The following is a 19,495-nucleotide window of genomic DNA, read 5'->3' as shown; positions in this document are numbered from 1 at the left end:
CTATGTACGAATATCTAAAAGGAATCATTACCAAAATCACTGCTAAATACATTGTTCTTGAAACCAACGGTATCGGTTATATCCTGCATGTGGCCAATCCTTATGCCTACTCAGGACAGGTCAATCAAGAAGCTCAAATTTATGTGCATCAGGTTGTGCGTGAGGATGCCCATCTGCTTTATGGATTTCGCTCAGAAGACGAGAAAAAGCTCTTTCTCAGTCTGATTTCGGTCTCTGGGATTGGTCCTGTATCAGCCCTTGCTATTATCGCTGCTGATGACAATGCTGGCTTGGTTCAAGCCATTGAAACCAAGAACATCACCTACTTGACTAAGTTCCCTAAAATTGGTAAGAAAACAGCCCAGCAGATGGTGTTGGACTTGGAAGGCAAGGTAGTAGTTGCAGGAGATGACCTTCCTGCTAAGGTGGCAGTGCAAGCAAGCGCTGAAAACAAAGAACTGGAAGAAGCTATGGAAGCCATGCTAGCTCTGGGCTACAAGGCGACCGAACTCAAGAAAATCAAGAAATTCTTCGAAGGAACGACAGATACAGCTGAGAACTATATCAAGTCGGCCCTTAAAATGTTGGTCAAATAGGAGCAGAGCATGACAAAACGTTGTTCGTGGGTCAAGATGACCAATCAGCTCTACATTGCCTATCATGATGAGGAGTGGGGGCAGCCCCTCCATGATGACCAAGCATTGTTTGAGTTGTTGTGTATGGAAACCTATCAGGCAGGCCTGTCTTGGGAAACGGTACTAAACAAACGTCAAGCTTTCCGAGAAGCATTTCATGGCTATCAAATTCAAGTGGTCGCAGAGATGACTGACACCGAATTGGAAGCTTTGCTGGATAATTCAGCCATCATCCGAAATAGAGCCAAGATTTTTGCTACACGCGCTAACGCCCAAGCCTTTCTACGACTACAGGCAGAATATGCCTCTTTTGATGCCTATCTTTGGTCTTTTGTTGAGGGGAAAACTGTCGTTAACGATATTCCTGATTATCGCCAAGCCCCAGCTAAAACACCTTTGTCTGAGAAATTAGCTAAAGATTTCAAAAAACGAGGCTTCAAGTTCACAGGCCCAGTCGCCGTCTTGTCTTTTTTACAAGCAGCAGGCCTGGTTGATGACCATGAGAACGATTGTGAGTGGAAAAGCGGTCATTAGTGTGTACAGGTAACTCGCATATCTGAGAATAGAATATAGAAAAAAGCTGAGAAACTTTTCCCAGCTTTTTATATATACTATTAGATTTGTTAGAGTGAAGTCAAAAAAGTGATTCCACCTAAAATAACACCAGCTGAATTTGGAATGATTAGTATCCAATCCTTCTTAGGTTCCTTTGTCCATCCATAAATAACCCAGATTAAGCAAGATATAGCAGCTGATAAAGGTTGAAATGGTTGAGCTTTATTTCCCTGTAAATTAGCGATAATTTGAGGTATGTAGGCAATAAATACTATAATTCCAATAAAGGCACCAATAGAACCTACGATTCGATTAATTTTTTGTTTTGTCATATACACCTCCTTCAAAAGGATATCATAGAAATTAGCGAAATGCAATAAATTCAGATACAAATTGTAACGAAAACGAATACAAAAGCACAAAAATAGAGAAACTATTTATTTTTTGTTATAGTCAAAGCGAATGATTTGCTCCTTTGCATCTACATAGGCGTGAACTCCGAAGGGGACAATTGCTCTTGGAGTTGCGTGGCCGACATTCAAATTATAGACAATCGGGATATTGCTATCAATGATATCCAATAGTGCCTCTTTATAGTCGTCATAGAAAGTTTCATCCATAGGTTTTCCGACCAAGAGTCCACTGATTACCTCGAATATACCATTGTCCTTTAAAGTCCGTAACATCTTTTTGAAGTCTTCCGGCTCAGGCTTTTCTTCGCTTGTTTCTAGCAAGAGGATTTTTCCTTCCCAGTCTGACAAGTCAGGGAAAAGTTTATATTTTTGGCAGAGCTCCGTGCTATCTGTGTATCGAGAGTTGTCAAAGATATCGTAGAGGGATTCGAGGCAACCACCGAGGATTTTTCCCTCAAACTGGGCATTTCCTTGCAACAACTCAAAACCGATATTTGCATGACTGACACGAGGTGTCCCCAGAGCCTTGGGACTGAAGTCAGTCCTTTCCTCATACCAAACATTGCTAGGGCGGATTTCTGAGATTCTTCCCGTCTCAATCAATTCTTTAAAGTAGTGGAGGCTATAGGTCAGCACTTCCTTGTCCAATTCACAAATGTCCGCTAAAAAGGATTGCCCATAAAAAGTTTTAACACCTAGTTTATGCAACATGAGATGGTTCATGGTTGTATCTGAGAAGCCAAGAAAAATCTTTTGTTTGATAACCTTTTGTAGTTGGTCATTTTCAAAAAGGTAGGGCAACAAACGATAGGTATCATCCCCACCGATGGCGCATAGGATCATGTCGATGCTATCGTCCGAAAAGGCCTGCATCAAATCCTCCGCACGCGCTTCAGGATGGTTCTTGATAAAGTCTAATCCATTTAGCGAATGGGGCAAAAAGATAGGATTGAGTCCCAGGTCCTTGAGACGTTGGACACCCAAGTCCACTTCGTGTTTGACAAAGTCCTCTCCGATAATGCCACTAGATAAACTAACAATACCAATAGTAGAAACCATATTTCTTCCTCCTAGAAATAGATTGAGCCTATTTTATCACAAAAGATAAGAGAAAGCTATGTGAGATGTCAGAAGAATACTTTAAAATCAAAAAAGTAAGTGAAAAAGCAACCGCGCCTGCAGTTGCTTTTATCGTTTTCTTATTCTTAATAGCGTGTTGGTCCTGCGCTTGCGCTACGGATATTCAAGCGTTTCTTGAGATAGAAGCGAAGGGCTAGGAGGGCTGCTCCGATAATAGCCAGTGGCACTGGAGCAAGTACTGGGTTAAGGCTAGCTGGTAGGAAGCTTGTTGCAAAGAAGACAAGCAACCAAAGGAACATAGAAGCTAGGATAACCAGTACAGATTTCCAGAAAGGTGGGCGTTGACTGCGATCCATATCTGGTCCATAGTATTGGTAAACAAAGTAGTACATCAAGTAGAAGGCAAATCCCCCAACCAGTCCAACTAATAGGAGGGTAATCAAACCGTAACCGATAGCTTGATCTGCTGAGAAGAAGGTTGTGAGGGCGCTGACGAGGGCAAAGAGGCTAGTGATGAAAAGAGCTGAGTCCATAATCATGAGTTTTGGATCATCATTTTCTTTTGGATGCTCTTTTTCATATTGTTCCTTGACAGTGAAACTATGAGCCCAATGGGTCGGTGCGCCATAGAGGGAACGAGCAGTCGTACCCTTGGCTTGCTCTTCAAGAATTTGAGGAATGACTTCCTCAAAAATAGCCTTGATTTCAGCGTCTGTTTTCCCATCTTTGATGAATTGTTGGGTAGCGATGTGGACAAATTCTTGGTTTTTCTTTGTTAATTTTTGTAGATCAATCTGAGACATAGGAACTCCTCTTAGAACCATTTTTTATGGATGAGATAGAGAGTGAGCGAGACACTCATAGCAAAGGCGATAAAGACGATTAACCAGAAAGCATTTGGCTCTCCGTTTAGGGGGATTTCATTATCCTTAAAGTTCATCCCGTAGGCAGAAAAGACCATGGTTGGGATGGACATAACGATGGTCACAAGGGCCAAGGTTTTCATGATGTTGTTCTGGTTGTTAGAAATGATAGAGGCGAAGGTCTCTGTCATAGAATGTAAGACGTTTCCATAAATGTCTGCCATCTCGATGGCCTGCTGGGTTTCAATCAGGGTATCTTCAAGCAGGTCTTCGTCCTCAAGGTATTTCTTGATATTGCTGGTTGAGCTGGTCAATTTCTTAATCACACGCTCATTTGTTTTGAGGGAAGCCTTGAAATAGACGATGGTTTTTTCCAATTCCATGAGCTCAATCAATTCTTCATTACGAGTTGATTGATGCAGTTGACTTTCGATTTGCTCACTCTTACGGTCGATTGAACGAAGGGCTGTTAGGTAAAGCTCTGCATTGCGATAGAGAATCTGGAAGATAAAACGCGAACGCATGAACGTGTAGAAATTACGCAATCGACGGTTGATAAAGACATCGAGGACCGGTAATGGTTCCAAACACGTAGTGATAATGGTTTCCTCTGTGATGATAATACCAAGCGGGATGGTTACATAGTAGGTGCGATTATTTCTTTCTTCTGTGACCGGCACGTCTACGATAATCAGGGTATACTCGTCTTCAATCGTAATACGAGACATTTCTTCCGCATCGAGCGGTGCTCGGAGGTCGGCAATATCAATATCGAAGGCGTTAGCGATTTCGAGTGATTCATTTTGAGTCGGATTGACGAGATTGATCCAAGTACCCGGTTCAAGCGTATCGATCTCTTTAAATTCAGTTGTTGTAGAGAGAAAAACTTGTTTCATATCCCTTATCCTTTCTCATTTTTCAGATTTTTTCACACCGTACTATTATACTACAAAATCGGCCTTTTGGGTAATAGAATCTCACTTTTTTTGGTATAATGGTAAGCAATAATGGACTAGAAAGAACAAAGATGCAAGATAAAATTGTCATTCATGGGGCGCGTGCCCATAATTTAAAAAATATTGATGTGGAGATTCCACGTGACAAGCTGGTTGTCGTGACAGGCTTGTCAGGTTCAGGGAAATCCAGTCTGGCCTTTGATACCCTCTATGCGGAGGGACAACGTCGCTATGTGGAGAGTTTGTCAGCCTATGCCCGTCAGTTTTTGGGAAATATGGAGAAGCCTGATGTAGATGCCATTGATGGTCTCAGTCCAGCTATTTCCATCGACCAGAAAACGACTAGCAAAAACCCTCGCTCGACGGTGGGAACAACGACTGAAATCAATGACTATCTGCGTCTCCTCTACGCGCGTGTGGGGACGCCTTACTGTATCAACGGACACGGGGCTATTAAAGCTTCTTCTGTGGAGCAAATCGTGGATAAGGTCTTAGAGTTGCCAGAACGCCAGCGCCTGCAAATCTTAGCCCCAGTCATCCGTAAGAAAAAAGGACAGCACAAGAGCGTTGTTGAAAAGATTCAGAAAGATGGGTATGTTCGTGTTCGTGTGGATGGGGAAGTCTATGATGTGACCGAAGTGCCAGAGTTGTCCAAGAGCAAGCAACACAATATTGATGTCGTGGTTGACCGTATTGTTATCAAGGAGGGTATCCGTAGTCGTCTCTTTGATTCCATTGAGGCTGCCCTTCGTATTGCAGAAGGTTATGTCATTATCGACACTATGGACGACTCTGAGTTGCTCTTCTCTGAGCATTATGCCTGCCCAGTTTGTGGATTTACTGTTCCAGAGTTAGAGCCACGTCTCTTCTCTTTCAATGCACCTTTTGGTTCTTGTAGTGAATGTGACGGCTTGGGCATCAAGCTGGAGGTGGATATCGACCTAGTAGTGCCAGATGCCAGCAAAACGCTACGTGAGGGAGCGCTAGCACCTTGGAATCCTATCTCATCCAACTACTATCCAAACATGCTAGAGCAGGCTATGACGGCCTTTGGAGTGGATATGGATAAGCCTTTTGAGGACTTGTCAGAAGAAGACAAAAACTTGATTCTCTACGGCTCAGATGGCAAGGAATTCCATTTCCACTATGAGAATGAATTTGGCGGTGTGCGTGATATTGACATTCCTTTTGAGGGAGTTGTCAATAATATCAAGCGTCGCTATCACGAGACAAACAGCGACTACACTCGCACCCAGATGCGCCTCTACATGAATGAGCTGACCTGCGGAACTTGTCATGGTTATCGCCTCAATGACCAGGCCTTATCTGTCCGCGTGGGTGGTGAGCAAGGGCCACATATCGGAGAAATTTCAGACCTGTCTATTGCAGATCACTTGGAATTGGTGAGTCAGCTAACCTTATCTGAAAATGAAGCCATCATTGCTCGTCCTATTCTCAAGGAAATCAAGGATCGTTTGACCTTCCTTAATAACGTGGGTCTTAACTATCTGACCCTGTCTCGTTCGGCAGGAACCCTTTCAGGTGGGGAAAGTCAGCGTATTCGCTTGGCAACCCAGATTGGTTCTAACCTATCAGGTGTCCTCTATATCCTAGATGAGCCGTCAATTGGTCTTCACCAGAGGGACAATGACCGTCTTATTGCCAGTCTCAAAAAGATGCGTGACTTGGGTAATACACTCATTGTGGTGGAACATGATGAAGATACCATGCGCGAAGCGGATTATCTGATTGACGTTGGTCCTGGTGCGGGTGTTTTTGGTGGGGAGATTGTTGCTGCGGGTACGCCCAAGCAGGTTGCTCGCAATAGCAAGTCTATCACAGGTCAGTACTTGTCAGGCAAACGTGCCATTCCAGTACCAGAAGAGCGTCGTGTCGGTAATGGTCGTTTTATAGAAGTGACAGGAGCGCGTGAGAACAACTTGCAAAATATTACTGTTCGATTCCCACTAGGAAAATTCATCGCGGTGACAGGTGTATCAGGTTCAGGAAAATCGACCCTAATCAATAGCATTCTCAAAAAAGCTATTGCCCAGAAGCTCAACCGTAATTCAGACAAGCCTGGTAAATTCAAGACGATTACAGGGATTGAGCATGTCGACCGCTTGATTGATATTGATCAGAGCCCTATCGGACGAACGCCGAGGTCTAACCCTGCTACCTATACGGGAGTTTTTGACGATATACGTGACCTCTTTGCCCAGACAAACGAAGCCAAGATTCGAGGCTACAAGAAAGGGCGTTTCAGTTTCAACGTCAAGGGTGGTCGCTGTGAAGCCTGCTCAGGTGATGGGATCATCAAGATTGAGATGCACTTCTTGCCAGATGTTTATGTGGCTTGTGAAGTTTGCCACGGGACCCGCTACAACAGTGAAACCCTAGAAGTCCACTACAAGGAAAAAAATATCTCGCAGGTCTTGGATATGACCGTCAACGATGCGGTGGAATTCTTCCAGCACATTCCAAAGATTCAACGTAAACTCCAGACCATCAAGGATGTGGGACTGGGATATGTAACGCTAGGGCAACCAGCTACCACCCTTTCTGGAGGAGAAGCCCAGCGTATGAAGCTGGCTAGTGAACTCCACAAACGATCGACAGGAAAATCTTTCTACATTCTGGATGAGCCGACGACAGGACTCCATACAGAGGATATCGCTCGCTTGCTTAAAGTCTTGGCTCGCTTTGTTGACGATGGCAATACAGTCCTTGTTATCGAGCACAATCTAGATGTTATTAAGACGGCAGACCATATTATTGACTTGGGACCTGAGGGCGGTGTCGGTGGTGGAACCATCATCGCAACAGGAACTCCAGAAGAAGTAGCTGCTAACCAAGCCAGCTACACAGGACAGTATTTGAAAGGAAAATTACATCATGAATAAACGCGTACAAGCATTTCTAGCTAAAATGCAAGAAAAAGAACTAGATGGTATCATCATTAATAACCTTAAAAACGTCTACTACTTGACTGGTTTTTGGGGTTCAAATGGAACAGTTTTTATCAGCCGTGACCGTCAGGTCTTGGTGACAGACTCTCGCTATATCATTGCAGCCAAGCAAGAAACCAGTGGCTTTGAGATTGTAGCTGACCGCGATGAATTAGCTGTCATTGCAGGCATTGTTAAGGACATGGGCTTGTCTCGAATTGGTTTTGAGGATGAGATTTCAGTCTCTTATTATCACCGTATGCAGGCAACCTTTGAGGGAATTGATTTGCTTCCACAAACTCAGTTTGTCGAAGGTCTTCGAATGATTAAGGATGAAGTGGAGATTGCAGCTATTCGTAAGGCTTGTTCTATCTCAGACCAAGCTTTCCGCGATGCGCTTGACTTTATTAAGCCAGGAAAGACTGAGATTGAGATTGCCAACTTCCTTGACTTCCGCATGCGTGAGTTGGGAGCATCTGGCTTGTCTTTTGACACTATCTTAGCTAGCGGAATCAACTCTTCCAAACCCCATGCCCATCCTATGCATAAACCAGTACAACTAGGAGAGGCTATCACCATGGATTTCGGTTGCCTTTATGACCACTATGTCAGCGATATGACACGAACTATCTACTTGGGGCATGTCAGAGATGAGCAAGCAGAGATTTACAATACAGTTCTAAAAGCCAACCAAGCCTTGATTGATCAGGCTAAGGCTGGCTTAGGTTTCCGTGACTTTGACAAAATTCCTCGTGATATTATCATCGAGGCAGGCTATGGCGACTACTTTACCCACGGTATAGGACACGGTATTGGACTGGATATCCATGAGGAACCATACTTTAGCCAGACTTCTACAGAAACTATTAAGGCAGGTATGGCCTTGACCGATGAACCAGGTATCTATATCGAAGGTAAATATGGCGTTCGTATCGAGGATGATATTCTGATTACAGAGACAGGTTGTGAATTATTGACCCTTGCTCCAAAAGAGTTGATAGTTATTTAAGAGTTAAACAACTCAAATGATTGACTTTTAAATTTTAAAGGTTTATACTGAAAGACGAAAACGGTAGGTGAGGCTACCATAGGGATACGGATGACTACCGCAAAGCAGTGGAGACACTACTCGTTGGTCAACAGTCCTGGTCGCGAAGGCCAAGACTAAGTTCATTACATTGCCCTATGGAGTTAAAGCTTGAACGAAAAACAGATAATTAGTTTTTTAATCCTGCCATTTTATGGTGGGATTTTCTACTGTTTAAAACAAAGAAAGGAGATAGACGATGCAAATTGACGATCATCCGGAACCGCACATACACAGCCAATCGCTGATTTGTGTCGTTCTGCCCTTATAAAGTGATTGGTCTCTGTGTATGAAACACATCATTCATACAGATAGGAGAAACCAATGAAAACTACAAAAGAAAGATTAGCAACAGCTATTCAGACATCTTTAAACGAAACTCTATCTTTTTATAAGACAAGTCTAACAGGCTTGACTGAGGAGCAGGTGGAGAAAAATCGTGACCTATATGGCGAAAATACCATCACAAAGGGTCAAGAAGACAGTATCCTCAAAAAGATTTACGAATCCATTATCAATCCTTTTACAATCATCTTGCTGGTCATCGCCGTGATTTCCTTGGTGACCAATGTCTGGTTGGCAAAACCAGGTCAAGAAGATCCGACGACTTCTATTATCATCGTTGTCCTAGTCCTCATTTCTGGTGGCATACGCTTTGTTCAAGAACTCCGTAGTGATAAGGCTGCGACCAATCTATCAAAAATGATTGTCAACACAGCGACTGTCATTCGTCAAGGAGAAATCCAAGAAGTACCTATCGATGATTTGGTAGTGGGTGACGTGGTTAAATTAAGCGCTGGAGACATGATTCCAGCAGATCTTCTTTTATTTGAGTCGCGCGATTTCTTTGTACAACAGTCGGGCTTGACAGGTGAAAGTGAATCGGTTGAAAAATTGGCCTTGACCAAGGCAACAGTTCAACAATCTGATAGTCTGCTAGAAGCAGAAGCGCTCGCCTTTATGGGAACCAATGTCTTGTCTGGTAGTGCCAAGGCCGTGGTTTTAGCAGTTGGTGATGATACCATGATGGGGGCCATTGAGCAGACTTTGAACACCTATGATGAGCCTACTTCGTTTGAGCGGGAGATGAATAGTATTTCTTGGCTCCTGATTCGCTTGATGTTGGTCATGGTTCCCATCGTTTTCTTGTCCAATGGCTTGACAGATGGAGATTGGTTAGAAGCTGGCGTATTTGCTTTGAGTGTTGGTGTTGGATTGACACCTGAGATGCTTCCTATGATTATCACGGCCAGTCTAGCAAAAGGCTCCATCATTATGGCCAAGGAAAAAGTGGTTATCAAGAAACTCAATGCCATACAGGACTTAGGGGCGATTGATATTTTGTGTACAGATAAGACAGGAACTCTAACCCAAGACGAGATTGTCCTTGAATATCCCTTGGACATCCACGGACGCTTGGATTTGACCGTCTTGAGACGAGCTTATCTCAATTCTTATTTTCAAACGGGCTTGAAAAATTTGATGGACAGAGCCATCATCAAACGGACTGAAAAGGAAGCAAAAGAACACGCCCTCTTGCAAAATCTGGCTCAAACTTTTCAAAAAATAGATGAGCTTCCCTTTGATTTTGAACGTAGACGGATGAGTGTTATCGTTAAGGATGAACACGAAGTTGTTAGTTTGGTAACCAAGGGTGCCCTAGAGGAAATGTTGACGATTTCCAGTTATGCGGAATACCAAGGAGTGACTACTCCCTTGACAGATGTTATTAGAGAAGAAATTTTAGCAGAAGTCCGACAACTAAATCAACAAGGTTTGCGTGTCTTAGGAGTGGCCTATAAGTCAGGTTTGAAGGAAGGTCATGCCTATACAGTTGATGATGAAGGGGATATGATTCTAACTGGTTATTTAGCCTTCCTAGATCCTCCTAAACCATCTGCAGCACCAGCAATTAAGGCTCTGTTAGAGCATGGGGTTCAAACAAAGATTTTGACGGGAGACAATGAAAAAGTTACCCAAGCAGTCTGTGAAAAGGTTGGATTAGATATTAATCAGATGCTGTTAGGGTCTGAAATTGACCAGATGAGTAATCAAGAATTGGCCCAAGCTGTAGAGGAGGTAACAGTCTTTGCCAAACTTTCTCCTGACCAAAAAGCAAGGATTATTTTGCAATTTAAAGCCAATGGTCATGCTGTTGGCTATATGGGAGATGGAATCAATGATGCCCCTTCTATGAAAGTAGCAGATGTTGGGATTTCTGTTGATACAGCAGTAGATATTGCCAAAGAAACAGCTGATGTTATCCTACTTGATAAGGATCTCATGGTGCTTGAAAAAGGACTTGTTGAAGGGCGTAAGGTCTATGCCAATATGACCAAATATATCAAAATGACAGTGAGTTCTAATTTTGGAAATATCTTATCCCTATTGGTCTCTGGAATCTTTTTACCCTTTTTACCAATGGCACCAGTCCATTTGATTATCCTAAATCTAGTTTATGATTTGTCTTGCATTGCCTTGCCTTTTGACAAGGTGGACAAAGATTTTTTGAGAAATCCGCATACCTGGGAAGCCAAGTCCATCACACGTTTCATGGTTTGGATGGGGCCTATCTCTTCTGCCTTTGATATTTTGACCTTTATTTTGCTCTATTTTATCATTGTACCCATGACGACAGGTCATGCCTATGTTCATGGAGCAGAGTCGGCCGTAGGCTTTATTGTCTTGTTCCAGACAGGTTGGTTTATCGAGTCTATGTGGTCACAAACTATGGTTATCCATATGCTGCGTTCAGCCAAAATTCCCTTTTTACAAAGTCGTCCAGCTTGGCTAGTCCTTGTGACAACCTTATTGGCTGCAGCCTTTGTGACCTTCCTTCCCTACAGTCCACTAGCTAGCCTTCTCCATCTAACTCCTTTAAAACCGATTTATTTCATCTTTTTACTTTTCATCATTATTTTGTATATGATTAGCGTGACAATTGTGAAAAAAATCTATATCAAAAAATATCAAGAATGGCTGTAAATTTCATTTTGTCAAGAAAAAAGTACGAAAATGACGAAAAAAGTCAAAAAAATTTAAAAATAGGTCGCAAGTCGGATGTTTTTTATGGTATAATAGACTAAACTGATAGTAACATGTAGCGAAAGGGGTAGGTACATGATTAAAATTTATACAGTCTCAAGTTGTACTAGCTGTAAAAAAGCAAAAACCTGGCTCAATGCCCACCAGTTAAGTTATAAAGAACAAAACCTTGGTAAAGAAGGAATTACGAGAGAAGAATTACTGGATATTCTAACTAAAACAGATAACGGAATAGCCAGCATCGTTTCATCTAAAAATCGCTATGCCAAAGCCCTTGGAGTGGATATTGAAGATTTGAGTGTCAACGAAGTCCTCAATCTGATTATGGAAACACCGAGAATTTTAAAGAGCCCAATTCTTGTGGATGAAAAACGTCTGCAAGTTGGCTACAAGGAAGACGATATTCGTGCCTTCCTACCACGCTCTGTCCGTAATGTAGAAAATGCAGAAGCACGTTTGCGTGCAGCTCTATAAACATCAAGGCTGGGAGCAACTCCCAGTCTTATTTTAATTTCAAAAAGAAAGAAGAAAGAAATGAAAAAAATAGTTCTTGTTAGCCTAGCTTTCCTTTTTGTCCTGGTTGGTTGCGGACAGAAAAAAGAAACTGGAACAGCTACAAAAACAGAAAAGGATACGCTTCAGTCGGCGTTGCCAGTTATTGAAAATGCCGAGAAGAATACAGTTGTGACCAAGACTTTGGTCTTGCCCAAGTCAGATGATGGTAGCCAGCAAACTCAAACCATTACTTATAAAGACAAGACTTTTTTGAACTTAACCATTCAACAAAAGCGTCCAGTCTCAGATGAGTTGAAGACCTATATTGACCAACACGGAGTGGAAGAAACTCAAAAAGCTCTTCTGGAGGCAGAGGAGAAGGATGAGGCTATCATAGAAGCTCGTAAATTAGCAGGATTTAAGCTTGAAACTAAACTATTGAGTGCAACCGAACTTCAAACAACGACTAGTTTTGATTTTCAAGTTTTGGATGTCAAGAAGGCTTCTCAGTTAGAATATTTGAAGAACATTGGTTTAGAAAATCTCCTGAAGAATGAACCAAGCAAGTATATTTCAGACAGATTGGCAAATGGTGCGACAGAACAATAGAAAATCCAAATAAATAGACTGCCTGAATTGTAGAAGGTAAGGAATTATGCTATAATGGTACTATTCTAAGGAAAGAGGGTGTTAGAATGGGATTTACTGAAGAAACAGTACGTTTTAAATTGGACGATTCCAATAAAAAAGAAATTAGCGAAACTTTGACTGATGTCTATGCTTCGTTGAACGATAAGGGCTACAACCCAATTAACCAAATCGTAGGTTACGTATTGAGTGGAGACCCTGCCTACGTTCCTCGTTATAATAATGCACGAAATCAAATCCGTAAGTATGAGCGTGATGAAATCGTTGAGGAATTGGTCCGCTACTACCTTAAAGGACAAGGAGTCGATCTATAACCTATGAGAATTATGGGATTGGACGTCGGTTCAAAAACGGTAGGGGTGGCTATTAGCGATCCGCTCGGTTTTACAGCTCAAGGGCTTGAAATCATCCAAATCAATGAGGAGCAAGGCCAATTTGGTTTTGACCGCGTTAAGGAGTTGGTTGATACTTATAAGGTGGAACGATTTGTAGTGGGCTTGCCTAAAAACATGAATAATACAAGCGGACCGCGCGTGGAAGCTAGTCAAGCATACGGAGCAAAGCTAGAAGAGCTTTTTGGTTTACCAGTAGACTATCAAGATGAACGCTTGACAACAGTGGCTGCTGAGCGCATGTTGATTGAACAAGCAGATATCAGTCGCAATAAGCGTAAGAAAGTCATTGATAAGTTAGCAGCTCAGCTGATTTTACAAAATTATTTAGATAGAAAATTTTAATATAAAGGAGAGGCTATGTCACACGATCATAACCACGACCACGAAGAACGTGAATTAATTACACTAGTAGATGAGCAAGGAAATGAAACCTTGTTTGAAATCCTTTTGACGATTGACGGAAAAGAAGAATTTGGCAAAAACTATGTTCTTCTAGTACCAGTTAACGCAGAAGAAGACGAAGACGGACAAGTTGAAATCCAAGCTTACTCATTCATCGAAAACGAAGATGGAACAGAAGGCGAATTGCAACCAATCCCAGAAGACTCAGAAGACGAATGGAACATGATTGAAGAAGTCTTCAATAGTTTTATGGAGGAGTAAAAATGTTCAGTGAACATTTTTACCCCAGTTCCTTAAAATAAGAGAGAACTGGTAAGTCCGGGGGACGTTTTTAGCCCAGCTCCTTGAAATAAGATAGAGCTGGTAAGTCTGGGAGACTGTATCACCCCAACTCCTAGAAATTGGAAGAGTTGGAACGTCCAGTGGACGTGTTTAGCCCTGCGCTAGAAAATAGAAACGCAGGCATATCCAGTGGATGTTTTTACCCCAGTTCCTTTAAATAAGAGAGAACTGGTAAGTCCGGGGGACGTTTTTAGCCTTACGCTAAAAATAAAGACCGTAAGTAAGTCTGGGAGACTGTATCACTCCAACTCCTAGAAATTGGAAGAGTTGGCACATCCAGTGGATGTTTTTAGCCCAAGTTAATATTCATAGTAGCTAGTTATTAGCTAACCAGGTAAGAGGTTGGGACGAAAATCCTGACCTCATTTTTTGTTATCTACAGAATTTTGCGAGATAATTGATTAGACTTTTGTCAAGGAGATGTATATGTTTGAAGTAGAAGAATGGCTCCATAGTCGGATTGGTTTGAATTTTCGATCAGGTTTGGGCCGAATGCAACAAGCGGTGGATTTATTGGGGAATCCCGAGAAGTCTTATCCTATTATCCATGTAACCGGGACTAATGGAAAAGGATCTACCATTGCTTTTATGAGGGAGTTATTTATGGGGCATGGCAAAAAAGTTGCGACCTTTACCTCCCCTCATATCGTCTCTATCAATGACCGAATCTGCATTAGTGGGCAACCTATAGCAGACACAGACTTCATCCGTTTAGCTGAGCAGGTCAAGGAGATGGAAAAAACGCTTCTGCAAACCCATGACCAGTTGTCCTTTTTTGAATTGCTGACCTTGATTGCTTTTCTTTATTTTAGGGAGCAAGAGGTGGATTTGGTTTTACTAGAAGTGGGAATTGGCGGCTTACTTGACACGACTAATGTGGTAACTGGAGAGCTTGCTGTCATCACCTCCATCGGACTTGACCATCAGGAGACTCTGGGTGACAGTATAGCAGCAATTGCAGAGCAGAAAGCTGGTATTTTCAAGGCTGGTAAAAAGGCAGTGATTGCTAAGTTGCCTTCAGAAGCTAGACTTGTCTGTCAGAAAAAAGCAGCCTCTTTAGCTGTTGACCTTTACCAGGCAGGTCAGGATTTTTCAATGCTGAATGGGGATTTTTCAAGCTCTTTGGGTAACCTTTCACAGTTGAAAATAGGTTTAGAAGGAGCTTATCAGCAGGAAAATGCGGCCTTGGCGCTACAAACGTTTCTTCTTTTTATGGGAGAAAGAAAGGAAGCTGTTGATGAGCAGGTTGTAAGACAGGCTTTGGAGAAGACCCATTGGGCTGGGCGTTTGGAGCGTATTCGTCCGCAGATATACTTGGACGGTGCCCATAACCTCCCTGCCTTGACTCGCCTGGTGGAGTTTGTCAAAGAAAAAGAGCAGGAAGGATATCGTCCTCGAATCCTATTTGGAGCCTTGAAACGGAAGGATTATCAAGGGATGTTGGCTTATCTGACTGAGAATTTGCCTCAGGTGGAACTCAAGGTGACTGGTTTTGACTATCAAGGTTCTCTGGATGAGACAGATGTAACAGGTTACCATGTAATTCCCTCTTATCGAGAATTTATCAGCAGTTTTGAAGAAAGAGCCGATACCAAGGACTTGTTATTCATTACAGGGTCTCTCTATTTTATCTCAGAAGTACGGAGCAACATACTGGGGCATGAGCAGATAAATTGACCTCTCTAGCAAGTCTTAGTCTCTTAGTAGCTTGTTCACAAAGAGTTCAACAGGTTCAATAACCAGCAGCTCAACCGCAAACACAACAAACTCAGCAATCACAATCTGCTGCTTCATCTTCCACAGAAAATACAAACCAGGTAACGACAAGTTCTTCACAAAATGCGCCCGAGGCTCAACCAACTAATATTGATGGAACTTATACTGGTCAGGACGAAGGAGACCGCATCATTTTAGTGGTAACTGAAACAACTGGCACCTGGACTCAGGTAGAAACTGACGGGGAACAAGAAATCAAGCAGGTTAGCTTTGACGCTGCTAATCAACGCATGATTATTGGTGATGATGTCAAGATTTATGCAATCAATGGCAACCAGATGATTATCGACGATATGGATAGAGAAGCGTTTGATTGCATCGTTTTATCAAAATAGACTAGAAAGAGACTGGATTTTTCGGTCTCTTTTGCTTTTGCTCAGAAAAATGATTATAAATACTTGCCTTCTACCGAATACCTGAGTTATACTAGTTTTAATTACCTGTTTTTATCATTCAAAATATCAAGGAGGGGATATGAAATATAGAAAATTTCAATTATTGATGTCCAAGTATGGCTTTAGTCTTTCGATTATGCTACTTGAACTGTGTCTTGTTTTTGGTCTCTTTCTTTATTTAGGGCGTATGGCCCCTATTCTTTGGGTTATTCTCTTAATCTTTATGAGTATGGCGACTATCGTAGCGATTGTCAATCGTTCCATGGCGCCTGAAAGCAAGGTGATGTGGTTAGTGGTAACTTTTGTTCCTGTTATTGGTCCTTTGCTCTATCTGATGTTTGGTGAAAGGCGATTGTCCAAAAAAGAAATCAAACAGTTGGACAAACTTGGTTCTATGCATTTTCGGGAGGATAACAGTAAAGCTCTCCGCCAGAAATTGAAGGAAGATGATAAGGCGGCTTACGGAGTTATCAAATCTTTGTTAAGTATGGATAGTAACGCCGATGTCTATGATCGAACAGACTCACAATTCTTTTCTTCGGGTGAAAGCATGTGGCAATATATGTTGGAAGACCTCAAGAAAGCTGAAAAGTTTATCTTTCTAGAGTATTATATTGTCGAAGAAGGTTTGATGTGGAATAGCATACTAGAAATACTAGAGCAAAAGGCAGCTCAGGGTGTAGAGGTCAAGATGCTCTATGATGATATAGGCTGTATGGCGACTTTACCTGGAGACTATACTATTCAACTTCGTAGTCGAGGAATTGAAGCCCATAAATTTAACAAGGTGGTTCCTCGCTTGACGGTGGCTTACAACAATCGGGACCATCGGAAAATCCTTGTCATAGATGGTCAGGTAGCTTATACAGGAGGTATTAACTTAGCTGATGAGTACATCAACCATGTAGAACGCTTTGGCTACTGGAAGGACAGTGGGATTCGCTTAGATGGCCCTGGTGTCAAGGCTCTCACCCGTCTCTTTTTGATGACTTGGTACATCAATCGTGGGGAAATCAGCGATTTTGATCAGTATCACTTGGAAAATCAGCCTTGTTCTGGCCAAGGTCTCTGCATTCCTTACGGTAGTGGACCCAAGCCCATCTTCCGTACCCAGGTAGGGAAAAAAGTCTATCAAAGTTTGATTAATCAGGCCACTGATTCAGTCTATATCACAACGCCCTATTTGATTATTGACTATGACTTAACAGAGAGTATTAAAAATGCGGCCATGAGGGGTGTTGATGTCCGCATTGTGACCCCTTCCATTCCAGATAAAAAATTAATTCAGTTAATCACAAGAGGAGCCTATCCAGATCTTTTATCAGCAGGAGTCAGGATTTTTGAGTATAGTCCAGGCTTCATCCACAGTAAACAAATTCTAGTGGATAAGGACTTTGCTGCAGTTGGAACCATTAACTTAGATTATAGAAGTTTGCTTCACCACTATGAAAATGCAGTCTTGCTATATAAAACAGAATCAATCGCTGAGATTCAAAAAGATTTTCAAGAGATTTTTTCAGCATCGCAAGAAATTTTCCATCATACGATAAAAAATAGCTGGTATCAAAAATTGATTAAGGAAATTGCCCAGTTATTCGCCCCTATCTTATAAGAAATCTAGGACTGAGGACACAAACCGGTCCTATTTTTCTTGCCTTTTACGAATAAGAAGATGTAGGAGGAACGATGCTGACTCAGAAAGAATTGGATTATATCATGATATTTAAACAGACACATTTACACCGATTTCGAGAAATTGAAACCTTTGTGAAACTATGCAAAAAATCACTCAAACACCCATCGCAAGCTGACAATCCTAAGACTTTTTGATATACTAAGACAGATAAATTGAATAGGAGAAACGATATGAGTGTGTATGGTAGAGTAGAAGAAGTTCATCAGGAGAATCGTGAACCTCTAGAATACCAAATCGAACAAGAATCGCATCATCGTGAATCAAGTCGTCTTCCTTTGGTGAAAATTTTACTATGGAGTACGCTTGTAACGGTGATAACTCTAGGAGTACCGCTATTACTCGATTTAATGAGTGCACAGGAAGTGCAGGATTTTTATGCAGGTTGGGCCCTTCATCAGACAGGGAAAATTTACAGCGACTATTATGGAAGTCAAGGTTTGCTTTATTATTTGCTGACTTACGTGACTCAGGGCGGATTTCTCTTTGCCATCTTTGAGTGGTTAGCCTTGGTAGCAGGAGGATTTTTCCTCTTTCGATCGGCAGACACCTTGACAGAGCAAGGAGACCAAGCTGGACAACTGGTGACTATTTTTTACATGCTAGTTACAGGTCTTGCTTTTGGTGGAGGTTATGCGACTCTTTTAGCACTTCCCTTCTTATTCGCGGCCTTTAGTTTAGTTGCGACTTACCTAAGCAATCCAAGCCATGACAAGGGATTTGTACGGATTGGGCTGGCTTTGGCGGGCGGATTTTTCTTTGCTCCCTTATCATCGCTCCTGTTTATTGCTGTAGTGAGTTTAGGCTTGTTGGTCTTTAACCTTGGGCATAGACGTTTTGCACATGGATTTTATCAGTTTCTTGCAGTGGCTTTAGGTTTTTCACTTGTCTTTTATCCAACTGCCTATTATAGTGTTGCAACAGGAAGTTTTGAGGATGCGATTAGTGGAATTTTGTATCCAATTCATTCCATTCGTTTGGTTTCTGTTTCGGCATTGATAGAAAATGTTTTGTTTTACGGGTTGTTGGCTCTTGGCATGGGAGTTTTGGTTTTTATCTTTTTAGGTCTCTTTCAATCTAAATCCTCTAAACTATATGTCATCTCAGTGCCTGCGAGTTTGTTCCTGATTTTAGGTTTGGTAGTGATTTTCTTTACACAGGATCCTCTACATGCATCCCGTTTGATGCTTATTTTCCCTGTCTTTCTTCTGCTTTTAGTGTCCAATATCAAGGGGCAACAGAGTGGTCGTAGTGTTAGAAGAAGACGCAGAGAAGAGCCCGTTAGTCTCTGGCATCGCTATACTAAAGGAAATCTTTACCTACCGATTTTAACTTTGTTATATCTTTTGGCTGTTCCTTTTTTGATGAGATTTGTCCTTTATCCAGTACCTTATCAAGAACGTGAACGTCTTGCTGATTTGGTGAAAGAGGAGACAAGTACGGAAGATGCTATATATGCATGGGATGATACTGCAACTCTTTATCGTAAGAGTGAGCGCTTGTCGCCATCGGCTATTTTGTCCCCGATGCACTATACAGCAACTGAGGAAAATCGGAATAAGCTACTCAATGACTTGAAAGAAAAACAACCCAAGGTGATTGTGGTGAATGATAAGGTAGCAGTCTGGTCTGAAGTGGAAACAATCTTGAAAGAAAGTTACCAACCAGTAAAGACAGATTACTCAGAGTTTAAAGTCTATAAAATTAAATAACTAAATCAATATCTTGTGTATTTTTAAAAATTTTAGGATTTTTAACACAAGATAT

17 protein-coding genes, 1 pseudogene and 1 riboswitch are annotated in these 19,495 nt (G+C 41.9%); of the genes and pseudogenes, 14 read left to right on the top strand and 4 right to left on the bottom strand.

The genetic code is table 11. The features are described 5' to 3' along the window. Nucleotides 1–2: 2 nt before the first annotated feature. Both ruvA and N8L90_RS05845 read left to right on the top strand, forming a co-directional pair. Nucleotides 3–596 carry a Holliday junction branch migration protein RuvA gene (ruvA, locus tag N8L90_RS05850; RefSeq protein ID WP_023945127.1) on the top strand — a complete coding sequence of 198 codons (594 nt, stop codon included), beginning with the start codon at nt 3–5 and terminating at the stop codon, nt 594–596. Between the two features lie 9 nt (nt 597–605). Further along, a complete protein-coding gene (locus tag N8L90_RS05845) occupies nt 606–1,169 on the top strand; it encodes a DNA-3-methyladenine glycosylase I (RefSeq protein WP_261024584.1) in 564 nt (187 codons plus the stop codon). A gap of 89 nt (nt 1,170–1,258) precedes the next feature. Here the strand turns inward: N8L90_RS05845 and N8L90_RS05840 are convergent, their stop codons facing one another. The 4 genes from N8L90_RS05840 to N8L90_RS05825 all read right to left on the bottom strand — a co-directional run bounded on the left by N8L90_RS05840 (nt 1,259) and on the right by N8L90_RS05825 (nt 4,442). Beyond that, nucleotides 1,259–1,522 carry a SemiSWEET family transporter gene (locus N8L90_RS05840; RefSeq protein WP_000166114.1) on the bottom strand — a complete coding sequence of 88 codons (264 nt, stop codon included), beginning with the start codon at nt 1,520–1,522 and terminating at the stop codon, nt 1,259–1,261. Between the two features lie 105 nt (nt 1,523–1,627). Beyond that, a complete protein-coding gene (locus tag N8L90_RS05835) occupies nt 1,628–2,662 on the bottom strand; it encodes a S66 family peptidase (protein ID WP_261024583.1) in 1,035 nt (344 codons plus the stop codon). A 146-nt stretch (nt 2,663–2,808) separates the two neighbouring features. Next, entirely contained in the window at nt 2,809–3,486 is a 678-nt protein-coding gene (locus N8L90_RS05830) for a DUF1129 domain-containing protein (RefSeq protein WP_261024582.1), read from the bottom strand. 11 nt (nt 3,487–3,497) lie between these two features. Continuing rightward, nucleotides 3,498–4,442: a magnesium transporter CorA family protein gene (locus N8L90_RS05825; RefSeq protein WP_000815623.1), complete on the bottom strand. Its 945-nt coding sequence runs from the start codon at nt 4,440–4,442 to the stop codon at nt 3,498–3,500. Nucleotides 4,443–4,573: 131 nt separating this feature from the next. On the opposite strand from N8L90_RS05825, the gene uvrA reads away from it, so the two are divergent. From uvrA to N8L90_RS05765, 12 genes and pseudogenes are all read left to right on the top strand, one after another. After that, the gene (gene uvrA / locus N8L90_RS05820) at nt 4,574–7,405 is read left to right on the top strand and encodes an excinuclease ABC subunit UvrA (RefSeq protein WP_261024581.1); all 2,832 of its coding nucleotides are present in this window, start codon (nt 4,574–4,576) and stop codon (nt 7,403–7,405) included. Beyond that, nucleotides 7,398–8,459 carry a M24 family metallopeptidase gene (locus N8L90_RS05815; RefSeq protein ID WP_261024580.1) on the top strand — a complete coding sequence of 354 codons (1,062 nt, stop codon included), beginning with the start codon at nt 7,398–7,400 and terminating at the stop codon, nt 8,457–8,459. The genes uvrA and N8L90_RS05815 overlap by 8 nt, the downstream gene beginning before the upstream one ends. A gap of 57 nt (nt 8,460–8,516) precedes the next feature. Beyond that, a riboswitch (M-box (ykoK) riboswitch) is annotated at nt 8,517–8,667 on the top strand. Nucleotides 8,668–8,861: 194 nt separating this feature from the next. Continuing rightward, nucleotides 8,862–11,522 carry a magnesium-translocating P-type ATPase gene (gene mgtA / locus N8L90_RS05810; protein WP_261024578.1) on the top strand — a complete coding sequence of 887 codons (2,661 nt, stop codon included), beginning with the start codon at nt 8,862–8,864 and terminating at the stop codon, nt 11,520–11,522. Between the two features lie 135 nt (nt 11,523–11,657). Further along, entirely contained in the window at nt 11,658–12,056 is a 399-nt protein-coding gene (gene spx, locus N8L90_RS05805) for a transcriptional regulator Spx (protein WP_000591165.1), read from the top strand. 60 nt (nt 12,057–12,116) lie between these two features. Continuing rightward, complete coding sequence (locus tag N8L90_RS05800) at nt 12,117–12,686, top strand: SP0191 family lipoprotein (protein WP_000725151.1); 570 nt, start codon at nt 12,117–12,119, stop codon at nt 12,684–12,686. 86 nt (nt 12,687–12,772) lie between these two features. After that, nucleotides 12,773–13,039, top strand: a complete 267-nt coding sequence (locus N8L90_RS05795) for an IreB family regulatory phosphoprotein (protein WP_000507059.1) — start codon at nt 12,773–12,775, stop codon at nt 13,037–13,039. A gap of 3 nt (nt 13,040–13,042) precedes the next feature. After that, a complete protein-coding gene (gene ruvX, locus N8L90_RS05790) occupies nt 13,043–13,462 on the top strand; it encodes a Holliday junction resolvase RuvX (RefSeq protein WP_004239076.1) in 420 nt (139 codons plus the stop codon). 15 nt (nt 13,463–13,477) lie between these two features. Further along, nucleotides 13,478–13,783, top strand: a complete 306-nt coding sequence (locus N8L90_RS05785) for a DUF1292 domain-containing protein (protein ID WP_000017620.1) — start codon at nt 13,478–13,480, stop codon at nt 13,781–13,783. A gap of 507 nt (nt 13,784–14,290) precedes the next feature. Next, the gene (locus N8L90_RS05780; protein ID WP_261024574.1) at nt 14,291–15,541 is read left to right on the top strand and encodes a folylpolyglutamate synthase/dihydrofolate synthase family protein; all 1,251 of its coding nucleotides are present in this window, start codon (nt 14,291–14,293) and stop codon (nt 15,539–15,541) included. Beyond that, nucleotides 15,538–15,975 (top strand): annotated as a pseudogene (locus tag N8L90_RS05775) (SP_0198 family lipoprotein). Before N8L90_RS05780 ends, N8L90_RS05775 begins: the two are co-directional and overlap by 4 nt. 139 nt (nt 15,976–16,114) lie before the next feature. Further along, on the top strand, nt 16,115–17,647 hold the full coding sequence (cls, locus tag N8L90_RS05770) for a cardiolipin synthase (RefSeq protein WP_261024572.1): 1,533 nt from the start codon (nt 16,115–16,117) through the stop codon (nt 17,645–17,647). Nucleotides 17,648–17,901: 254 nt separating this feature from the next. After that, a complete protein-coding gene (locus N8L90_RS05765) occupies nt 17,902–19,440 on the top strand; it encodes a damage-inducible protein CinA (protein ID WP_101785530.1) in 1,539 nt (512 codons plus the stop codon). Nucleotides 19,441–19,495 lie beyond the last annotated feature (55 nt).

Source organism: Streptococcus mitis, assembly GCF_946190115.1.
GTDB classification, from domain to species: Bacteria; Bacillota; Bacilli; order Lactobacillales; family Streptococcaceae; genus Streptococcus; species Streptococcus mitis_CO.
This window is presented reverse-complemented; position numbering and strand designations above follow the sequence as displayed.